At 68.3% G+C, this 21,506-nt stretch carries 13 protein-coding genes; 10 read left to right on the top strand and 3 right to left on the bottom strand.

Annotated elements, in window-relative coordinates; genetic code table 11:
- Positions 1 to 14 precede the first annotated feature (14 nt).
- Positions 15 to 1,436 (bottom strand): condensation domain-containing protein, encoded by a 1,422-nt coding sequence (locus tag AC5592_RS12640; RefSeq protein WP_232329328.1) that lies wholly within the window; start codon positions 1,434 to 1,436, stop codon positions 15 to 17.
- A gap of 31 nt (positions 1,437 to 1,467) precedes the next feature.
- The gene (locus tag AC5592_RS12635; RefSeq protein ID WP_084506602.1) at positions 1,468 to 7,911 is read right to left on the bottom strand and encodes a type I polyketide synthase; all 6,444 of its coding nucleotides are present in this window, start codon (positions 7,909 to 7,911) and stop codon (positions 1,468 to 1,470) included.
- 545 nt (positions 7,912 to 8,456) lie between these two features.
- Here AC5592_RS12635 and AC5592_RS12630 point away from each other — a divergent pair.
- The 7 genes from AC5592_RS12630 (at position 8,457) to AC5592_RS12600 (ending at position 15,189) form a co-directional block, all read left to right on the top strand.
- Complete coding sequence (locus AC5592_RS12630) at positions 8,457 to 10,688, top strand: MMPL family transporter (protein WP_063064275.1); 2,232 nt, start codon at positions 8,457 to 8,459, stop codon at positions 10,686 to 10,688.
- Between the two features lie 94 nt (positions 10,689 to 10,782).
- Entirely contained in the window at positions 10,783 to 11,493 is a 711-nt protein-coding gene (locus AC5592_RS12625) for an HAD family hydrolase (RefSeq protein ID WP_063064274.1), read from the top strand.
- 189 nt (positions 11,494 to 11,682) lie between these two features.
- Complete coding sequence (locus tag AC5592_RS12620; RefSeq protein WP_063064273.1) at positions 11,683 to 12,630, top strand: helix-turn-helix domain-containing protein; 948 nt, start codon at positions 11,683 to 11,685, stop codon at positions 12,628 to 12,630.
- 111 nt (positions 12,631 to 12,741) lie between these two features.
- On the top strand, positions 12,742 to 13,440 hold the full coding sequence (locus AC5592_RS12615; protein ID WP_371507203.1) for a PAS and ANTAR domain-containing protein: 699 nt from the start codon (positions 12,742 to 12,744) through the stop codon (positions 13,438 to 13,440).
- Positions 13,441 to 13,506: 66 nt separating this feature from the next.
- On the top strand, positions 13,507 to 13,671 hold the full coding sequence (locus tag AC5592_RS12610) for a hypothetical protein (protein ID WP_157121798.1): 165 nt from the start codon (positions 13,507 to 13,509) through the stop codon (positions 13,669 to 13,671).
- A 411-nt stretch (positions 13,672 to 14,082) separates the two neighbouring features.
- Positions 14,083 to 14,388, top strand: a complete 306-nt coding sequence (locus AC5592_RS12605; protein WP_063064272.1) for a hypothetical protein — start codon at positions 14,083 to 14,085, stop codon at positions 14,386 to 14,388.
- Between the two features lie 3 nt (positions 14,389 to 14,391).
- Positions 14,392 to 15,189: a YhgE/Pip domain-containing protein gene (locus tag AC5592_RS12600; RefSeq protein ID WP_063064271.1), complete on the top strand. Its 798-nt coding sequence runs from the start codon at positions 14,392 to 14,394 to the stop codon at positions 15,187 to 15,189.
- A 1,033-nt stretch (positions 15,190 to 16,222) separates the two neighbouring features.
- On the opposite strand, the gene AC5592_RS12595 is transcribed toward AC5592_RS12600, so the two are convergent.
- The gene (locus AC5592_RS12595; protein WP_063920293.1) at positions 16,223 to 18,532 is read right to left on the bottom strand and encodes an MFS transporter; all 2,310 of its coding nucleotides are present in this window, start codon (positions 18,530 to 18,532) and stop codon (positions 16,223 to 16,225) included.
- A gap of 200 nt (positions 18,533 to 18,732) precedes the next feature.
- On the opposite strand from AC5592_RS12595, the gene AC5592_RS12590 reads away from it, so the two are divergent.
- The 3 genes from AC5592_RS12590 to AC5592_RS12580 all read left to right on the top strand — a co-directional run bounded on the left by AC5592_RS12590 (position 18,733) and on the right by AC5592_RS12580 (position 21,504).
- On the top strand, positions 18,733 to 19,638 hold the full coding sequence (locus tag AC5592_RS12590) for an aminoglycoside phosphotransferase family protein (RefSeq protein WP_157121796.1): 906 nt from the start codon (positions 18,733 to 18,735) through the stop codon (positions 19,636 to 19,638).
- 148 nt (positions 19,639 to 19,786) lie between these two features.
- Positions 19,787 to 20,644 carry an MlaE family ABC transporter permease gene (locus tag AC5592_RS12585; RefSeq protein ID WP_036509045.1) on the top strand — a complete coding sequence of 286 codons (858 nt, stop codon included), beginning with the start codon at positions 19,787 to 19,789 and terminating at the stop codon, positions 20,642 to 20,644.
- On the top strand, positions 20,644 to 21,504 hold the full coding sequence (locus tag AC5592_RS12580; RefSeq protein WP_063064268.1) for an ABC transporter permease: 861 nt from the start codon (positions 20,644 to 20,646) through the stop codon (positions 21,502 to 21,504). Before AC5592_RS12585 ends, AC5592_RS12580 begins: the two co-directional genes overlap by 1 nt.
- Positions 21,505 to 21,506 lie beyond the last annotated feature (2 nt).

Raw genomic sequence — 21,506 nt, 5'->3', positions numbered from 1 at the left:
AAACCTCCTGTAGTTCAGTTCGTTTCCGCGCCGCGATCGATGATCGACGCGAAAACCGTGCGCATCGCCGCGATGTAGCGCTCGACCGAGTCGTGGGCGACCGCGGTGTCGGGGTAGATGACACTCAGCGTCGTCCCCGACGGCAGCCGGTTGACCCAGATCAGCGCCTCCTCCGACGCCGCGCGGTTGGCGTAGACGCCGGCCGTCACCTCGTCGAAGAATTCGTGGCCGAGGAAGTCGCGGGCGTCGATGAACGAGATCATCGGTGTGACCCAGCCGGGTTCGGCCTTGATCTCGGAGTCGGCGGGCAGCAGTTCCAGCACCCGATGGAACGAGGTGGGCGCCAGGCGGAGCCCGTTCTCGTAGGCTCGCTGGGCCAGTTTCAGGGTGCGGGTCACGGGGGTGCCGGGGCCGAGTGGGAAGGCCACCGGCACCAGTGTCACGTACCAGCCGACCGAATTACCCTCCGCCGCAGAGGTTCTGGTACTCACCGGCGTCATTCCGAAGTAGTAGTCGGAATCGGTGAGATCGCGTTCGGCCAGGGCCGCGGCCGCGAAGACTCCGCCCACGAATTCCGCGTCGTTGGCCCGGCAGATCTCCTCGAAGACCGATGCCTGATGTTCATCGAGGAGGGTGACCGTGCGGTGGGCGCTGCGGTTGTAGCCGTCGGAGCGTTTGCCGAGATCCAGCGGAAACGACGGGAGCCGATTGTCGTTGCCGCGCAACAACTGTAACCACTTCTGCACGCCCGGCGACGACAGCGTCAGCAGATCGCTGTAGGCACGCTCGGTGACGCAGTAGTCCAGATAGCTGGCCGCCGGTGGCAGCGGTTCGGCCTCGCCGCTCAGTTCGGACAGATACAGCTGTGCGAAATCGGACGCGGACAGATACTGCCCGAGACCGTCGGTGTGCAGGTGGTCGACGGCGAGGTAGACCGTGGTCGCATCACCGTGTTCGATCGCGCCGAAGGTGAAGCAATCCCACTGGAACGGATCGGGAGTCGTCTTCTCGACGTGCTGCCGGATCGCGGCCGGATCATCGATCCACCCGTAGTCGACCGGAATGAAGTCCACCACGTCCTCGGGCACCAGATGCCGCCGCACGGCGCCGTCGGTGCCGATGTCGAACCAGGTCCGGAAGGTGTCGTGACGCAACAGGAACGTGTTGACGATCCGCGTCATCGCCTCCCGGTCCAGGCCACCGGTCGGGATCCGCGCGGTGGCCAGGCACAGTCCGGAGAACCGGAAGTCGGCGGCGGCGTGCCGATCCGCTTGGCGCAGATACTGTTCCTGTTGCAGCGACGGTGGCGCCGGATGGACCGGGGCGGCCCGGGCCCGCGCCACCGCTTCCGGTGACGCGACCCAGGTGACCATCCGCCCCGGCGGCGGTGACCATTCGTCGATGAGTCCGAAGTCGACCACGGTTACACTACTCACTTCCACCGGCAGGTAGCGAAAAGGTGGGCCATCAGCTGACCCCCGCCATCTCCGCGACCGCGCCGGCCGGCGCGTCGTGACCGTTCGACTCGGCCGCGGGCTGAGAACCGTTCGCCACGGCACCGTCCACCGCCGCGGCCAGGGCCGCCGGATCCGGTTGGGCGCCACCGGGTTCGTGCGCCAGGATCAGTTCGGCGACCTTCGGCCCGGCCTGTTCGAGGCTGAACGAGCGGCCCATCTGCAGCGACATCAGGTCGATGCCGAGCGTCTTGGTGACCCGGGCGCCGAGTTCGACCGCCATCAGCGAATCCAGGCCCAGTTCCGGCACCGGGATCGTCATATCGATGGTGTCGACGTCCACGCCCATGACGACGGCCAGTTCGCCGGCCATCAGCCGCGCGATATGCGGTCCGCGCTTGGATTCCTCCATCGCGGCCAGCTCCTCGCGCAGCCGGGCCAGCTCGGAGGTGTCCTTCGCCGAGGCCCGGGCCAGTGCGGCGGTGCGGCCGGTGCGAGCCAGCTGCGGGAAGGTTCCGGTGAGCTTGGCCCAGTCGGTCGGGATGACCGCGACCCGCGTCGCGCCCAGGCGCAGGGTCTGCTCCAGGTAGGCGGTGGCGTCGCCCATATCGATCGGGCCGAATCCGACCAGGTCGAGATATTTCTCGGAGGTCTCGTTCGCCGCCATACCGCCGGCACCGGAGAGGTGACCCCAGCCGACGCACAACGCCCGCTCCCCCGCGGCCGCCCAGCGCAGCGCCAGCGATTCGACCGCGACATTGGCCGCGCAGTAACTGTATTGGCCGTAGATGCCGTACATCGAGCCGCCCGAGGAGCACAGTACGAACATGTCGAGGTCGATGCCCGCCTCGGCGACGGCCCGGTGCACGATCTGCGCGCCCAGCACCTTCGGCAGATAGACCTGTTCGAGCTGGCCGAGTTCCATCTTGGCGAGGTTGTTGTCCGCGACCGCGCCCGCGGCGTGGAACACCCCGCGCAGCGGATGGTCCGCGGTGTGGATGCGGGCGACGGCCTCGGCGACCGCGCCGGGGTCGGTCACGTCGAGCAGTTCCTCGACGATCTCGATCCCGATCGCGCGCCACGCCTCGAGCTGACGGCGCGCCTCCTCCGTGGTCGCACCCCGCCGCCCGGCCAGCACCAGCCGCCGCGCACCGCGCAAGGTCAGCCACCGGCCGATCGCCAGACCGAAACCACCGAACCCGCCGGTGATCAGATACGTTGCGGTGTCGCTGATTTCGACATCGGGCAGATACGGGCGCACCGGCGGTTCGGGTGCGTCCATGCGCAGCGCGATACGCGCCGGCCGCGACGAGCGCAGCGTCTCCTCGAACGCCTTGCTCACCTCGGCGGTGTCGAACATGTGGTACGGCAGGGGGCGGTAGGTGCCCTCGGTGACCTTCTCGAACACTCGCTGCAGCAGCGCCGCGAGCCGTTGTGGCTTCACCTTGACGAGGCGGTCCAGATCCATCGAGAAGTACGACAGGTTCTTGTCGAAGTTGGCCAGTTCCAGCAGGCCGCCGGTGTAGATGTCGGCCTTGCCGACCTCGACGATGCGGCCGAATTCGGCTGCGGCATTGAAGTTCTGGCGCAGGATCTCACCGGGTGCGCTGCTGACGATCACATCCGCGCCCGCGCCGCCGGTGATCGCGGCGACCTCGTCGACGAAGTTCAGCGAGCGTGAATTCACCGCGTAGTCCGCGCCCATCGCCAGCACGTGCGCGCGCCGTTCCGGGGTGCTGGCCGTGCCGATGATGGTGGCGCCGCGAGCCTTGGCGACCTGGATGGCGGCGGTCCCGACACCACCGGCCGCGCCGTGCACGAGCACCGTCTCCCCCGGTTCCAGCCGGGCCAGATCCAGCAGGGCGTATTCGGCGGTGCCGAAGGCGATGATGCTGGTGCAGTGCCCGGGATCGGTGCCCTCGGGCAGGACGACCGCGAGTTGCCGGTCCACGACCGCGAAGCGGCGCATCATGCCCTTGGCGGCCACACCGACCAGATCGCCCTCCTTGACGCCCTCGACTCCCGGTCCGATCCGCACCACGGTGCCGACACCCTCCATGCCGGGCACGGTGCCGAAATACGTCGGTGCGAGCTCGCGTTCGCCGAGCAGCCCGATGACCTTCAGCGGATCCTTGTAGTTCAATCCGATGACCTGCATGCGGATCTCGATCTCACCGGGGCCCGGTGCCACCCGCGGACATTCCCGCCACGCCAATGCCGACAGCAGCCGGGTACGTGGCATGTCGAGTTCGAAATTGGCCTCCGGATCGGTCAGCGGCGCCGAGGTTTCCAAGGCTTCCAGGCGCTCGGGCAGCGGTTTGGTGATCACCGTCGCCCAGCGTTTACCGTCGCGCAGCAGCACCTCGTCGCTGTTGTCGAGGGAGAAGGCGCCGGGCACCGCCAGCTCCGCCACGAGATCGGCGATCGGGGTGGCGGGTTCGACGTCGACGAGCCGCCACCGCAGGGCGGTCTGCTCGTTGAGCAGCACGCGCCGGGCGCCCGCCAGCGCGGCCTGTCCGGTATCGGGAGCGACGGGACTGCCGGGCAGGGCGAAGGCCGATTCGGTGACCAGGGTGCAGTGCACGAGGCCGTCGCCGAAAATCGTTTGCGGCGTGCCATTTTCACTGGACGGTTCGACGAAGTCGGCGATCGCCACCGCGATGCGCTTGAGCGTCCACAAGTCGGCCACGTCGTCGGCGACCGCACCGGCCACCACGCAGATGTGCAACCGCCGAGCCGGCTCGTCGCGGGCCGCGCGCAACTGCTCGACGAGCTCGGACTCCAGTTCCGGTCCGGTCGAATCCACCACGTGCAGACGGGAATCCGCCAGCGCGGCCACCAACCGGTCGGCCCGGTCGGTCTCGCCCAGGCGGACCACCACGGTACTCACCGAGCCGGCCTCTGCCAGCGCGGCCGGGTCGATCGGATCGCGTTCCTCGAACGTCTCGGCGTAATAGAAGTCGGCCATCCGGTGCAGCGGATCGTCGCCGGGCCGCAGCGCGCCGATCTGCAGGCCGGACAGGCGGACGACCAATTTGTGGTCGGCGTCGAGCAGATCCACATCGGCGCGCAGCCGCGCGTTCGGATCGCGCCGGGCGACCACCGTCACCGTCTCGGGCAGCGTCGCGAGCAACCGCACCGCGCCGACGCCGACCGGAACCATCACGCCCTCGTCGATGCGTTCGTCGGCGAACAGCATGGCCGCACACTGCATGGCGGCGTCCACGACCGCCGGATGGGCCAGATGACCGGAATCCGCGGCGATCGCGCCGTCGACGGTCGCCACCACCACATCCCGGCCGACGCGCACCGAGGTGACCCGCCGGAACGACGGCCCGTACTGCAGTCCGGCCGCGGCCAGGCCGGTGTAGAACATCGCGGGGTCGACGTCGATGCCGACCTCGATCTCCGGAACGGCGACCGTGGTCTGCTCGTGGCTGCCGGTGAGGGTGCGCCCGGAGGCGTGCACCGTCCACGCGGTGCCGGTGGCACTGCGGGACCTGATCAGGAACCGGCCGCTGGCCTCCTCGATACTCAGCGCGACCAGCGGCACGTCAGGGGCGCCCATGATCAGCGGCGCGACGAACCGAACCCCTTCCAGCGCAACCTGTTCCGAGCCGATGCGCGACTTGGTGGCACTCAGCGCCGCGTCCAGATACGCGGCGCCGGGCATGATCTTGATGCCGTTGACCACATGATCCGACAGCCACGGCAGCAATTCGGTGCCGACCTGCAGCAGCCATTCCGGCCGGCCTTCGACATCGGGATCGCCGAGCATGGCGTAGCCGCCGGGCGTGCCGAGCCGGGCCTGTTCGAACAGCGGCAGCGCGGAGTGCAGGCGGGTGCGCTGCCACGGGTAGCGCGGCAGCGGCAGGTGCGGGGTGGCCGGGCGATCGGGCGGGAACAGCAGATCGCGGTCGAGCACGCCCGCGGCGTGCAGGCCGATCAGGGTGCGGCGCAGACTGTCGGCGTCGGATTGTTCGCGGTCCAGTGTCGGCACGGTCGTCCCCTGCACATCGGCGCCGAGCAGGGCTTCGCGAATATTGCCCGAGAGCACCGGATGCGGGCCGATCTCGAGGAAGATCCGGTGACCCGCGCCGATCAGGGCGCCGACGGCATCGAAGAACCGGACCGGCTGCCGCACATTCGACCACCAGTAGGACGCGTCCCAATCGGCCTCGGAGACCCGCATACCGGTCACCGTCGAATACAGCGGCACGGTCGGATTCCGCGGCGCGAGATCGTTTAGCACCGAACGCAATTCGGCTTCGATCGGTTCCATCAGGCGGCTGTGGTAGGGCACCTCGACGCGCAGGCGGCGAGCGAAAACGCCCTCCTCGGTGAGCTTTTCGGCCAGCAGGTCCAGCCGTTCGACATCGCCGGAGAGGGTGACGGCGCTGGGACTGTTGACCGCGGCGATATCGATACCCGGATCGTCGCCGATCAGTTCGAGGGCCTTGTCCTTCGGCAGTCCCACCGCGAGCATGCCGCCGGTGCCGGCGGTGGTCGCCTGCAGGCGGGCGCGGTGGTAGGCCACCCGCACGGCGTCGCGCAGCGACAACATGCCGCTCACATACGCCGCCGACACCTCGCCCACGCTGTGTCCCACGATGGCGGCCGGGGTGATGCCGTACTGCTCCAGCTCGCGCACGAGGCCGACCTGGACGAGGAAGTTGGCCGGTTGCGCGACTTCGGTACGGGTGACCCGGGATTCGTCCTCCGGCTTGCGCAGTTCCTCGACGATCGACCAGCCCGCCAGGGCCTGGAACTCGGCATCGATCTGGGCCGCGGTGTCGGCGAACACCCCACCGGCCGCGAGCAGTTCCCGCCCCATCCGCCAGTGCTGGGGGCCCATTCCGGAGAACACGAACACCGGTTCGGGCGCACGCGAGACGATGGTGCGCGAGGCATCGCGCCCCTCGCCCGCCGCGTAGCCGCGCAGCTCCCGCACCAACTCCTCGGTGGAGTCACCGATCAGCACGCCGGTGCGGAACGCGTGGTGCGCCATCCGCGTCCAGGCCGCCTCGGCGAGATGATCGGGGTCGGCGCCCTCGGTGATCAGATCGGCGAATCGCCCGGCCAGCGCGCGGGCCGCGGCGGTGCTGCGCGCCGAGATGGGCAGGATGCCGAGATGCCGGTGCGGTCCGGCGGACGCCGGTGCGGGACCGACGTACTCCTGCAGAATCGCGTGCGCGTTGGTTCCGCCGTAGCCGAAACCGTTGACCGCCACCGACATCGGGCCGGCGTCGGCGGGCAGCGGTTGCGCCTCGGTCTGCACGTGCAGGCCCAGTTCCTCGAAGGGGATGTCGGGATTCTGCTTGTCCAGCCAGCCCTGCGGGGGCAGGGTGCGGTGTTTGATGGCGAGCGCGGCCTTGATCACGCTGGCGACTCCGGCGGCGGCCTCGGTGTGGCCGATCGTCGCCTTCACCGACCCGACGCCGACCGATTCGGTGCGTCCGGTGGGGGCACCGAAAACCTTTCCGAGCGCGCGCAATTCGACCGGGTCGCCGACGAGGGTTCCGGTACCGTGCGCCTCCAGGTAGGTGATCGACTGCGGCGGCAGGCCCGAACGTTCGCAGACGGTGCGGGCCAGCGCCTCCTGGGAATCGACATTCGGCACCGTGATGGCGGTGGTGCGCCCGTCCTGATTCGAGCCGGTGGCCTTGACCACCGCGTAGATGCGGTCGCCGTCACGCACGGCGTCGTCGAGCTTCTTCAGCACCACCATGCCGGCGCCCTCGCCACGGCCGTATCCGTCGGCGGAGGCGTCGAAGGATTTGCAGCGGCCGTCGGCGGCGAGAAAACCGCCCTTGCACATCAGCACGAAGGTTTCCGGCTGCAGCATCACGTTCACGCCGCCGGCCAGGGCCACCCGGCAGTCGTCGTTGTCCAGGGCCTGGCAGGCCAGATGGAACGCGACCAGCGACGACGAACACGCGGTGTCCACGGTGAGCGCGGGTCCGACCAGATTGAGCGCGTACGCGATTCGATTCGACAGCATCGTGTAGGACGCGCTCGCCGGGGTGTGCATATCGGTGTGGAACAGCGCCGGCCCGACCACGCCGATCACGGACTGGTCGACGACGAATCCGCCGACGTACACACCGACCGAGGAACCGGCCGCGCGCCCGGCCATCCCGGCGTCGTCGAGCGCCTCCCACGTCACCTCCAGCATGAGGCGTTGCTGCGGGTCGAGCACCGTCGCCTCGCGCGGGGAGATCCCGAAGAAGTCGGGGTCGAACTGCCACGGGTCGGCGGTCATGAAGGCGCCGCGCTTGGTGTAGCTGCGGCCCGGGGTGCGGGGCTCGGGGTCGTAGTACCTGCGGTAGTCCCATCGATCCGCCGGCATCTCGACCACGCCGTCGCGCTTGTCGACCACGAAGTCCCAGAATGTCTCGGGCGAGTCGATTCCGCCCGCGAATCGACAGCCGATACCCACAATTGCAATATCCGACACGAATATCCTCCGGTCTCGCGTTCAGAGGCCACCGGCTGCTCTCGGCGACTCACTCGTCTCTCTGCGGTCCTGGGCATGTGACCGATGGCGCCCACGCTATTGACCGTGATCGGAGATGGAAGAGATTCACCCCACTTTTGGACCCTCCAACCAACCGCGCGCGACGGTTTTGTGAACCCGCCCAGCCGCCGCGGCGATATGTTCCACGCCGACCGATCGGTCTCTGAAATCGTTAGGACGCAACGATATTCGATACAGTCCACGGTGCTGCCGCCCGGTGCGGCGCCTGGCTTTGCTCACCGCTCACAAGACTGTCGCGCCGCGATTATGATCCGTCGGAAAATTGCTGTGCGCCGGCCGAATTCGCGCGTAGAGCATCCTATCTTTCCCCGAACGCTCATTTTCTCGAGGCAGCTGCCTGCCGTCCCTACGACAACGCGGCGGTTAATTTCCGGAAATTCCGCCGAAACCGCAGGCCCGGTCTCGCGACGAGCGTCGCGAAACGACAGCCGAACCGATCCGCGCAAACAGTTGGGAGCCGGCATTTGTCCGCCGAATCGAATCACTGGGCCGATCTCGTGCTGCGCCGGCGGTTCACGGTGATCGGTGTGCTGGTGGCCGGACTGCTCGCCCTCGGCTGGTACGGGCTCGGCCTCGGCGAACATCTGAGCTCCAGCGGCTGGGACGATCCGTCCTCGGAATCGGTGCGAGCCGCGCACGTGCACGAGGAGGTCTTCGGACGCGACCACAGTGCCGATGTGGTCGTGCTCTATCACGCCCCGCCCGGCACGACGATCGACGATCCGGCGTTCGCCGCGCCGATCGTGGCGAGCCTGGACAGTCTGCCGAAGCGGTTCCCGCAGCAGATCGATCGGGTGAACGCCGCATATTGGCCCACCGCAACGGGTGTGGCGCTTCCGGATATGTTCGGCTCCGCGAATCGTGAGCACGCCTTCGCCTCCATCGCCATCCACGGCGACAACCCCACCGCGCAGATGCGCAACTTCCGAGCCGTCGCGCATGCCTTCGACGTTCCCGGCGTGAATATGGAGGTGGCCGGCGGGCAGGCGGTGGCCGGCGCGCTGAACGACACCATGGCCCACGATCAGCAGCGCATGGAGCTGTTCGCGATTCCCGCGGTGGCGGTGCTGCTGTTCTTCCTCTTCGGCGGGGTGGTGGCCGCGGCGCTGCCATTGATCGTCGGCGGGCTCACCGTGCTCGGCGCCTGGGGCCTCATCCGGCTGCTCACCACCGTCACAGAGGTCAATTCCTTCGTCTCGCCGGTGGTTTCGATGGTCGGGCTGGGGTTGGCGATCGATTACGGGCTGTTCGTGCTGAGCCGGTTCCGCGACGAACTCGCCGACGGTCGTGACGTCGACGACGCGGTACGCCGTTCCGTGGCGACCGCGGGCCACACGGTGGTGTTCTCGGCCACCATCGTGGCCGTGGCCGCCGCCGGAATCCTGGTGTTCCCGCAGGGTTTTCTGCGTTCGTTCGCCTACGGCGCCATCATCACCATCTCGCTGGCCGCGTTCACCTCGATCACACTGCTGCCCGCGATGCTGGCGGTGCTCGGCCACCGGGTGGACCGCTTCGGCGTGTCCTGGTTCCGCCGGACCACACCGCCGGGCCGGGTTCCCGACAATCTCTGGGGGCGGATCGCCGACCGCGTCATGAAAAGGCCGCTGTTCGTCGCGGTTTCGGTGGTCATCGGACTGCTGGTGCTGATCGCGCCGATCCGGGACCTGGCCTTCGGCGCCATCAACGAGCGCTTCCTGCCACCGGATCATCCGACGCGACTGGCGCAGCAGCACTTCGACGAGATCTTCCCGCTGCGCCGCATCAACCCGATCGATCTGGTGCTGATCACCTACGATCCCGCCGCCAGGGAGACCGTGCTGGCAGAGGCCGGCCACGCCCCGGGACTCGCGGCGCCCTTCCCCGCCTGGCTGCAACGGCCCGCGCAGTCGAGCGTGTTCACCACGCAAACCGTGCTCGCATCCACGGCCGACAAGGATGCGGCGATCGACTACCTGCGCTCGATGCCCCTGCCGAAGGGCGCCACCCTGCTCGTCGGCGGTCAGCCCGCCATCGAGAAGGACAGTATCGACGCACTCGTGGACCGGATACCGCTGGTGGTCGCCCTCGTTTTCCTCGCCACCACCGCCCTGATGGCATGGAGTTTCCGCTCACTGGTGCTGCCGTTGAAGGCGGGCGCGTTGAATCTGCTCGGGCTCGGGTCCACGGTCGGCATCCTCACCTGGATCTTCATCGACGGGCACGGCGCCGGGCCGCTCGGCTTCACCCCGCAGCCGATCATGTCGCTGGTGCTGGTGGTGATCGTGTCGGTGATCTACGGGCTGTCCACCGACTACGAGATATTCCTGCTTTCGCGCATGGTCGAGGCGCGGGCCGCGGGCGCGTCCACCCGCGAGGCGATTCGCGCCGGGGTCGCCCACACCGGGCGCATCATCACCGCCGCGGCGCTGATCCTGCTGGTCGTCACCGGCGCCTTCGCGCTGTCGGATCTGGTGATGATGCAGTACATCGCGTTCGGCATGGTCGCCGCCCTGCTCATCGACGCGACGATTCTGCGGGTGCTGCTGGTTCCGGCGACGATGCGCCTGCTCGGCGATGCCTGCTGGTGGGCACCGCGCTGGTTGCGTCGCGACCCGGCGGGCGCGACCGAGAGCAACGAAACCCGCACCGCGGCAGATCTTTTCGATGATCCGGACCGCGCGCCTTCCGAGCCCGCGCCGGTGATGAGCAACCGGTGAGGGCGAAAGTAGTCCCGTGACCGTCCGACGGCTGCGGCGGGGATGTCCGCCGCCGCCGCGGCATCACGCTGGGTACAGTGGCATCTGCTCTCGAATGGCTCGTCACGCAGGCTGGTACAGGAGAGAAGGAGATGCCGTGCCCGAACCCGCAGCCGTCCTCTTCGACATCGACGGCACGCTCGTCGACTCCAACTATCTGCATGCCGTGACCTGGCATCGAGCCTTCCGCGACGTCGACGCCGATGTGCCGACCTGGCGGATCCACCGCAGTATCGGCATGGACGGCGACGAACTGCTGCGCACCCTCGCCCCCGATCTCGACAGCGAGACCGCCGATACCGCCGGCGATCTGCACAGCCGCTACTACCTCGAGCGCGCCGGCGAACTGACCCTGCTGCCCGGCGCCCGCGAGATCCTGCGCCATCTGCACGAGGCGGGCCTGCGCGTCGTCCTCGCCACATCCGCACCGCCGGACGAATTGGCCCGGCTGCGCGACCTGCTCGACAGCGAGTCGGTGTTGTACGCGGTGACCGGTGCCGAAGACGTGGAGACGGCCAAACCCGATCCGACCATCGTCCAGGTGGCCCTGGACCGGGCCGGTGTCACGGCGCAGCGAGCGGTGTTCGTCGGCGATACGGTCTGGGACATGCGCGCCTGCACCACGCTCGGCGTGGCGGCGATCGGTGTCCTGAGCGGCGGTATCTCCCGCGGTGAGCTGGAGGCCGACGGCGCGGCATTCGTCTGCGACGACGTCGCGCACCTGCGCCGTGACCTGCACCGCAGCCCACTCTCGTCGCTGCTCTGATCGTTTCCGGCGCGCGTTCGTTACTGCCTCGAGAATCACGTCACCATCGGGTGACACAACGCACGCCGGGGAAACACTGTGGACAAGTAGGCTTCCATGTCCGTACGACGCACCCGTCGCAGGCGAACGTGACCGGGGCGGTGGCATGGCAGTGGCAGTGGCAGTGGTACAGCGGAGGATCACCGACCGATGACAGTAGAGTTCGACAGCGACAGCTTGGCTGCCACCGAGCAGTTCCTGAATCGGAACTACACGACCATGGAGATCGGCAACGCCACGGAAGTGCCGGTCCGCAGCCGGATCGCGCGCGACATGCTGGGCCCGGTCAGTCTCGACCGGCTCGAACTCGGATTCGATATGAGCTACGACGCCGATCCGCTCAACAAGATCTGCCTGATCGGAGTGGAGGCCGGATGGGTCGAGGAAGAGTACGTCGACGCGGGCAACGACACGTTCGGGCCGGGCGAGATCGGAATTCTGACCCCGCCGGATCTGCCGTACTCCGGTGTCGTCCACCAGGCCGACTTCACCATCACGATGTTCGATCCATCCCTACTCGGCAGAGTCGCCTCGGCGAATCGGCCCGATAGCGGAGAGGTGGCCCTCTCGGGCCATCGCACCGTGACCCCGGAGGCGGGCGATCGGCTCACCGCGGTCATCTCACATATGCAGCAACTCGCCGCCTCCTACGACGGTGACGTGCCGCCGCTGGTGGCGGCCACGGCGTCGCAATATCTGGCCGCGACCGTACTGCACGCGTTTCCGAACACGGCCGGCCTCGAGCCGACCCCGGTCGATCGCCGGGACGCGCATCCGCTGACCGTGCGCCGCGCGGTGGCCTATATGGAATCCCACATCCACGAGGACATCGCGGTGACCGACATCGCCGCGGCGGCGTATGTCACCGTGCGGGCGCTGCAGATCGCCTTCCGCCGGCACCTGGATACGACCCCGACCGCGTACCTGAAGCGCATGCGGCTGCGCGGCGCCCACGAAGATCTGATCGCGGGCAGTGCCGACGACGGCGACAGCGTCGCCACGATCGCCGCCGCGTGGGGTTTCGGCCACCCCGGTCGCTTCGCCGCGCTCTACCGTCGCCACTACGGGCGCTCGCCCGCCATGGCGCTCGCCGGCTGACCGCTGGACCGGCGTTTTTCCCGCGATAGGGCAGCCTCAGGACGGAAAACGAACGGTTCAGTCCACTGTGCGTTCGAACAACGGCAGGATGCCGGGCGGCCGAACATAATGATGCTCGTGCATAGAACCGACCCGCTTCGCAACCACGCGACACCCGAGACCATCTCGGACACCGTCCGCGATATCCCCCGCGTGGGGTCGTTCCGGTTCTGGTTCGCCACCCGTCGCTGGGAATGGTCGGAGGAGGTGTACCGCATGCACGGCTACACCCCCGGCGGCGTCGTCCCGACCACGGAACTGCTGCTCGCGCACAAACATCCGGACGACCGCGAGGAAGTCGCCAAAACCATCGCCCGCGCGATCGAACTGGGCGAATCGTTCTCCAGCCGGCACCGGTTCGTCGATACCGCGGGCAACGTGCACAACGTGATGGTCGTCGCCGATCGCATCTACGACGACGCCGGGCAGGTCGCCGCCACCGCGGGCTTCTACATCGACCTCACCGACACCCTCGCCGAGAACGAACGCGAAATTCTCTCGGCCGCCCTACCCGACGTGATCGAGAATCGCGCGGTGATCGAACAGGCCAAGGGTGTCCTGATGCGCATGTACCGCATCAACGCCGAACAGGCCTTCAAGGTGCTGGCGTGGCGGTCCCAGGAAACCAACACCAAACTGCGCGACCTGGCCGCGCAGATCATCGAGGAACTTCCCCTGGTCGCGCCGCCTCCGCCGGAACACATCACCGCTTTCGACCATCTGTTACTCACCGTGCACACCCGCATCCCGCGAGCGAAGACCCCGGACTAGCGGCGCGTTTGCCGACCGGCGGCCCGGGTATTACGCAGCAACCGCCAGCAGACCCGGAGGTGCTCGATGTCCGACCGGTTCGACGACCAGAGCCGGCCCGCGAATCCCGAGCGCGAGGACGTCTCGCTGAGCGACTCGCCGGTGACCAACCGCAAGAGCCCGATCCTGCTGGTGGTCACCATGGTCATCGTGCTGATCGTCATCGTGGTGCTGTTCGTGGTGCTGGGCTGAACGGCGGGATGTCGCTGCGGACGGGGACCGGGGCGCACGCCCCGATGGCTTTCCACGGTGTAGAGATCATCGCGCGCGGCATCACGGCTCGCGGAGCACGGGGGTGCGCGTTCGCGGGAGTGTCGGGGGTTGTCGCGGCCGGTCAACTGGGTGTGGTAGCCGGGCCCTCGGGATCCGGGCGCACCTCGCTGCTGCTGGCGCTGGCCGGACGGATGCGGTTGGTGGCGGGCAGTGTCGCGGTGGGCGGTTATCGCCTGCCCGGCGACGGCGCGCGGGTGCGGGAACTCGTCGCGGTGGCGCGGGCGGAGCCGGCGGTCGGCCTCGATGACGAACTGCGCGTGGGCGATATCGTCACCGAGCGGACGATGATCGGCGGCCCGCGGAAGGGCCGCCATCCGCGACGCGCTGACCATGCTCGATGTCGACGCGCCCACGACGGCGACGGTGGCCGAACTGCCGCCGCGCGAGCGGACCTTGCTCGCGGTGGCATTGGCGGCCGCCGAACAGCCGACCGCGATCGCCGTCGACGATGTCGAACGCGGCTGTGGCGAGACGGATGCCGAACGGCTGTGGGAGGCATTGCGCATGCTCACCGGACTGGGCTGCACCGTCATCGCGACGACGACGATTCCGCCGCCGTCGCTCGACGATTCCGTCGCGGTGATCGACCTGCCGCACCCGACCGAGCGAGATCAGATCCCCCTTCCGGAGGAGTGAGCGATGACCGCGGTTCGCCTGGCCCTGTTGGAATTTCTCCGCTTCCGGGCACCGATGCGCCGACTGGTCCCGGTCGGGCTGGCGATGATTCCGCTGCTGTACGGGTCGCTGTATCTGTGGTCGAACTGGGATCCCTACGGGCGCACCGACCGCATTCCGGTCGCCGTGGTCGACCAGGACCGGCCCGCGGTCGCCAACGGCCAGATGATCGACGCCGGAAAGCAATTCACTCAGCAGCTGCAGGCGTCGGGAGCCTTCGCCTGGAATTTCGTCGACGCCGACGAGGCGCTGGACGGTCTGCGGCACGGCCGCTACTACTTCACGATCACCGTGCCGCCGGACTTCAGCCACAAACTGGCCACCGCGCAGAACCCGATCCCCGAACGCGCCACCATGGGTATCACGCTCAACGACGCGAACAACTACATCGTGGGCATCGTCGCGCAAACCGCGAAAACCGAACTGCAGAGCCAGATCGACACCGCCGCGCACGCCGCCTACGCCACCGCCATCTACGGCGATCTGTCCCAGGTGAAACAGCAATTGCAGATCGCCTCCGTCGGCGCGCACAACTGCTCGACGGGACAGTGCTCGCGCAACAGGGCAGCGCCGCGCTCACCCAGGGCATCACCGCCGCCCAGGCCGGCGCCGGATCGATCACCGAGGGCGTCGGGCAACTCGCCGACGCCGGTACCCGCGCCGACCAGGCGATCACCGCGATCACGAATGCGGGTGTCGCCGCATTGCCCGCCGCGACGGGCACGGTCGCCAACGCCAGCTCGGCCGCCGCGCAGAGTCTGAGTCTGGTCCGCGACGCCACCGGCATCGTCAGCCGCACCGCCACCCAGGGCTCGACCGCACTGGACCAATTCGCCGCCGCCCACCCGGAATTCGCGCTCGATCCCCTGCTGGGCACCGCTCGCCGCAACACGCAGACCCTCGCCCAGACCGCCACCGCCGCGAACACCACCGCCGACCAGGCTCAGACCTCCGCGCAGCAAGCCGCCCAGCAGGCGAGCGAATTACAGAGCAGCGCAGGGACGGTCGGCCAGGCCGTCGCCGGGGCCGCCGCACCTCTGCAGGCACTCACGGCGGCCTCGCGCACCATCGGCGGCGGGGCGGCGCAGATCGGCGCCGGGCTCGGCGCGCTCGAGGCGGGCAGCAGGACGCTGCAGACGGGTGCGGATCAGCTCAATTCCGGCGCCGCCGACATCACCCGGGTGGTCGACGGCGCCGTCACCAAGATTCCCGACACCAGCCCCGAGCAGACCGCCAAGGCCGCCGACGTCCTCGGTTCACCCGTCGGCATCACCATGGACAACCTGCATCCCGCCGGTGTGTACGGGCGCGGTTTCGCACCGTTCTTCTTCGCGATCGCGCTGTGGGTGGTCGGCCTGCTCGCCTACCTGTTCATCCGCCCGCTCAACCTGCGCGCACTGGCCGGGCGCGTCGGCGCGCTCACGGTCGCCGCGGCCGGATGGCTGCCGGTCGCCGTCATCGCCGCGGCCGGTGGGCTGCTGCTCTACCTCGTCGTACAACTGGGGCTCGGACTCGATCCGCTGCATCCGGTCTGGGTGGGCGGACTGCTGATCCTGGCCGCGGCGGCATTCGTGGCGATCGATCACTTCCTGCGCGTCGCGCTGGGCGCGATCGGTGAGGCATTGTCGTTGGTGGTCTGCGCGTCGGCATCTCCGGCGGGCTCACCGGCAATCTCGTCCGCGACCTGATCGTGCTGGCCGGATTCCTCGTCCTCTTCCTGGGTGCGACCACACTCGTCGTCCGCAGACAACGAGTGTGGTCGGTGAACCGGCTGCACCCGCAGATCGAGGCCTGATCAGCGGCAGCCCACGGCTGCCGACTCGTCGTACCCGAGTTCCACATCGTGGGTGATCCGGCCCGCGCCGACCGTGACGGTGCTGCTCACCGAGGGATATCCACGCGCTACCACCGTGTAGTGACCGGCCGGCAGGTCCGAGACCACATAGCGGCCGTTGCCGTCGGTGCGGGCGGTGGAGATCCGGTCGCCGCTCGCGTCCAGGACGGTCACCTCCGCGTTGGCGACCGCCTTGCCGTGCGCCTCCACGGCTCCGGCCAGGGTTGCCATCGGTTCCAGGTCGACGTCGTGGTGCAGCAGTCCGCTGTCGGGGATGGTGAGGGTGACAGCGGTGGGACGCATCCGGTCGGCGACCACGACGAGGGTGTGGGTGCCCGACGCGACACCACCGCAGCGGAAGCCGCCGTCGCCGCCGGTGACCGCCGCCCCGATCACCTCCCCGCGCGGATCGGTCAGGGTAACCGTCGCCCCCGCAACGGGTTTCCCGTCGCCGGCGCGGCGGACGGTGCCGGTGAGCTCGCCGGAACTCGGCAGCGTCAGATCCACCGTCTGGGCCACCGCGCCGACGACGACGGTGACGGCGACCGGGCGATGCGCGGCGGCGGAAGCGATCAGCACATAACTGCCGGGCGCCGGGGCGGGGAGGCGGTAGCTACCGTCGGATCCACCCGTGGCGCGCGAAACCTGGTGTCCGCGTTGGTCGATCAACGTCAACGCCACGTCCGGCACCGGCCCGCCGTTCTCCCGCCGGATGCTGCCGCCGAGCGCCCGGTCGTCGCCCGCCATATCCACCGCCTGCGGCGCCGACACACCGGCGATTCCGGCGACCACCGCATTACCGTCGTGCGCGGCAACGAGTTCCGGCTCCGAGAGCTCCGGCTGCTCCGCACGGCCCGATTCCCCCGCGGCGGCCTGCGGCGCGTGCGCGCGCACCGACGGAATGATCAGGGCCGCCAGCGCGGCGAGCACGGACACACCGGCCAGGAACCAGAAGACCCGGGAATACCCGGAATCCGCGGGCAGACCGTGCGCGGTGGCGGCGCCCGAGGTCAGCAGCACCGCCGAGATCGCACTGCCGATCGCACCACCGACGGTGCGGACGTTGGCGTTCATCCCGGTGGCCGCCCCGGTCTGGGCGGGCGGCACCGCCGCGACGATGATGGCCGGCATCGACGAGAAGGCCAGTCCGATACCGATACCCAGCAGCGCACCGGCCAGGTAGATCTCCCAGCCGTGGTCGTGTCCGACCGCGAGCATCACGAACGCCGGAACGGTGATGACGCTGCCGATCAGCACGATCGCCTTGGGCCCGATGCGCGCCGCCAGCGGCCCGATCGACAGGCCGATCACGAACATCGCCACCGACAGCGGCAACATGTACAGCCCGGATTGGGTGATGCTGGCGCTCAGCCCGTATCCCGCCACCGATTCGGGTGTCTGCAGCAGTTGCGGCAGGAAGGTCATCATCGCGTACATTCCGGCGCCGGTCAGCACGGCAACCAGATTCGTCGTCCACACCGCCGGAATCCGCATCGTGCGCATATCGATCAGCGGGGTGGTCGATTTCAGCTCGACCACGATCCAGGCGGCCGCCGCCACCACGGCCAGCGCGAACAAGCCCAGGGTCAGCGCCGAGCCCCAGCCCCACGACGGGCCCTTGCTCACCGCCAGCAGCAGCGCCACCAGCCAGGCCGACAGCAGAATCGCCGCGCCCCAATTGATATTGCCCGGACTGCGCACCGGCGACTCCGGCACGAATACGATCGCGGCCACCGCGGCGATCGCGGTGATGATCATCGGCACCCAGAACAACCAGTGGTAGTTCAGATGCTCGACGATCGGGCCCGCGAGCACCAGGCCCAGACCGGATCCGACGGCGATGAGCGAGGAGGCTATACCCACCGCGCCGTGCAGCTTCTTCGCCGGGAATTCGTCGCGAATGATGCCGAACGCCAACGGAATCACGCCGCCGCCCAGGCCCTGGATCACCCGCGCCACGATCATCACGCCGACCGATTCGGTCAGCGCCGCGATCAGTGAGCCGATCGTCAGCGCGACCAGGGTGACGACGAGCATGCGTTCCTTGCCGACCTTGTCGCCGATCCGCCCGAGAATCGGCGTCGCCACCGAGGCCGAGAGCAGATATCCAGTCATCAGCCAGGTCGCGGTGCTCTGTGTGGTGTGCAGGGCCGGAATCAGCAAGGCCAGCACCGGAACGACCATCGACTGCAGCAATGCGTACGCCGAGATGCCGAGCAACAGCACCGCGAAGACGACGTTGTAGTGCGGGCGGGATTTGACGCGCGCCACGGGTGGTTCCTCCCCACGAGACGGAAGCGGAGTGAATCTCCGGTTAGAACACTAACAGGGATGTGAGGCAGCCTCCGACCGGGCGAACGTGATCTCGACCTCAGCAATCGGTAACCAGGAGGTTGCCCGAAACCGCGTCGGGCGATCCGCCGATCGATCACAATGAGAGCAAGGATGAGGGATTCGGCAGGAACTCGGGTATGCGCATGACCGCACAGCTGGCTGGAAACGGGAATCTGTCGGTTCTGCGCGCCGCATGTTTGAGTGCCGGCATGGAAGCGGGGGGCGCCCAGGAAATGCGGTTCGGCGCGGGCACCGATTACCGGTTGCCCAGCGGGGTCGTGGTGCGCATCAGCCACCCGGATCATCGCCCCGAGGCGCGCCGGGAGATCGAGGCCGCACACTGGCTCACCAGATCCGGCGTCGCCACCCTGCACACCCTGCCCAATGTGCGGCAACCGCTCGAGATTCAGGGCCGGACGGTGACCTTCTGGCAGGTTCCGCCGCTGTACCACCACGGCGCCGTGGACGATATGGCCGCGGCGCTGCTCCGATTGCACAGCTTGGCGCCGCCGACGACGTTCGCGCTCGGCCAGCTGCAGCCGTTTCGCGGAATCGCCGAAATGATCGGAACCACCGATCTGTTCACCGGCGAGGACCGCCGCTGGCTGCACGACCATCTCGCCGAATTGCGCGGGCGGTGGGCGGATCTGCCGAACGGGATGCAGTGGTGCGTCATCCACGGCGAGGCATGGGGCCGCGATTTCGCCGCCACCGTCGACGACGACGTGCTGATGCTGAATCTGGAGAACCTGTCGATCGGCCCGCCGGAATGGGATCTGGTGCCGACCGCGATCGCCTACGCCTCACTGGGCTGGATCACCAGCGCGCAATACGCCCAGTTCTGCGATACCTACCATCGGGACGTCATGCGGTGGCCGGGGTTTTTCCTGCTGCGCGACATCCTCGAGTTCCGGATGACGATGGATGCCGTCCGCGCCGCCGGCGCGGATCCGGTGCACCGCGACCAGGCGCGGTGGCGGCTGGCCTGCATCCGCGGCGACGAAGGCCCGCGGCAGTGGCCGGGCTGGCTGCCCTTGCACTGAAACCGCCTGGACAGCACGCGATTTTCCCCTTCACCGACGGATCGCCGACTCGTGCCCACAGATCAGAGCACCCATCTGGATTGGTGTCTGGAATGTGGTCCAGGTCATATGGTACGTTCTGCCGCATGGTTCGGCGGACGGAGGTTCGATGTCGACCACTGATCTGGATGTACACCCCGGGGGACGGGAACCCAGGGCGACGCAAGTGCTGCGCCGCAACTTCTCCGACACGGTGCTGTCGAGTCTCGCCACGCTCGGCAGAGCGCTGCAGATGGGCTCCCACGCGATCGGGGTAGGCCTCGGCGATGCGGTGCGGATGCGCTTTCAGACGCGCGAAACCCTCACCCAGGCATGGTTTCTGATCAAGGTCACCGCGATTCCCAGTGTGCTGATGGCGATTCCGTTCGGCGTCATCGTCTCCACCCAGGTCGGCAATATCGTGTCGCAACTCGGCGCGGATTCGATGATCGGCGCGGCGGGCGGGCTGGGGGTGATCAAACAGGGCGCGCCGATGGCGGCCGCGATGATGCTCGGCGGCGCCGGTTCGGCGGCCATCGCCTCCGATCTGGGCGCGCGGACCGTGCGCGAGGAGGTCGACGCCATGCGGGTCATGGGCATCGATCCGGTGCAGCGCCTGGTCGTGCCACGGATCGCGGCGATGATGCTGGTCGCTCCCCTGCTCAACATCCTGATCATCGCGGTCGGTATCGCCTCCGGATTCGCTGTCGCGGTCGCCGCGCTCGGGGTGACGCCGGGCAGTTACTGGCAGTCCTTCGGCGCCTTCACCACCACCCTCGACATCTGGGTGTCTCTGATCAAGGCACTGATCTTCGGCTTCCTGGTGGTGATCATCGCCTGCCAGCGCGGGCTCGAAGCCGGGGGCGGCCCGCGCGGTGTGGCCGACGGTGTGAACGCGGCCGTGGTCATGTCGATCGCCGCGGTCACCGTGCTCAACACCGCGATCACGCAGGTCGTCACCATGTTCTTCCCGGTGAGGATGGCCTGATGACCGCGACCCCGTACGCGCCCGCGGGCCTGCGATGGGCGCGTCGCCTCGGGCGCGCCCATCCGCTGCGGCCCTTCGAATCGATCGGCTTCGTGCTCGGATTCGGCTGGCAAGTGGTGTCGTCGCTGCCGTACACGCTGCGGCACTACCGGCGCCAGACAATCGTGGTGATCACCGATATGACGTGGGGCCGCGGCTCGGTCATCATCGGCGGCGGAGTGGTCCCGCTGATGTTGCTGCTCGGGGCGGCGATGGGCGCCTCCATCGGCATCGAGGCGTTCAGCGCGCTCAACCTGCTTTCGCTGGGCCAGCTCAGCGGTCTGATCTCCGCATTCGGGGTGACCCGGGAACTGGCGCCGATCGCGGCGGGTGTCGGCTTCGCGGCGCAGGCCGGTTGCCGGATGACCGCGGAGATCGGCTCGATGCGCATCTCCGAGGAGATCGACGCGCTCGAATCGCTCGGCGTGCGGTCGGTGCCGTTCGTGGTGACCACCCGGGTCATCGCCGGAATCATCGCCGTCGCACCGGCTTTCGTGGTCGCCCTGATTCTGAGCTATCTGTCCTGCGCGCTGATCGTCACCACCATCCACGGCACACCGGCCGGCACCTACAACCATTATTTCGATCAGTTCGTCCTGGGCTGGGACGTCATCGCCGCGACGATCAAGGTGATGGTCTTCGCCGTCGCCGTCGTCCTGATCCATTGCTACCAAGGCTTTTTCGCGACCGGCGGCCCGGAGGGCGTCGGCGTCGGCTCGGGACGCGCGATCCGGGCCAGCCTCGTTTCGATCATCGCGCTCGACATGCTCACCACCATCGTTCTCTGGGGATTCCAGTCCCCCATCACGTTCACCGGATGACC

The sequence above is a fragment of the Nocardia violaceofusca NBRC 14427 genome (genome assembly GCF_963869435.1).
GTDB classification, from domain to species: domain Bacteria; phylum Actinomycetota; class Actinomycetes; order Mycobacteriales; family Mycobacteriaceae; genus Nocardia; species Nocardia aobensis.
The sequence above is the reverse complement of the archived record's forward strand: the minus strand, read 5'-3'. Positions and strand labels throughout refer to the sequence as shown.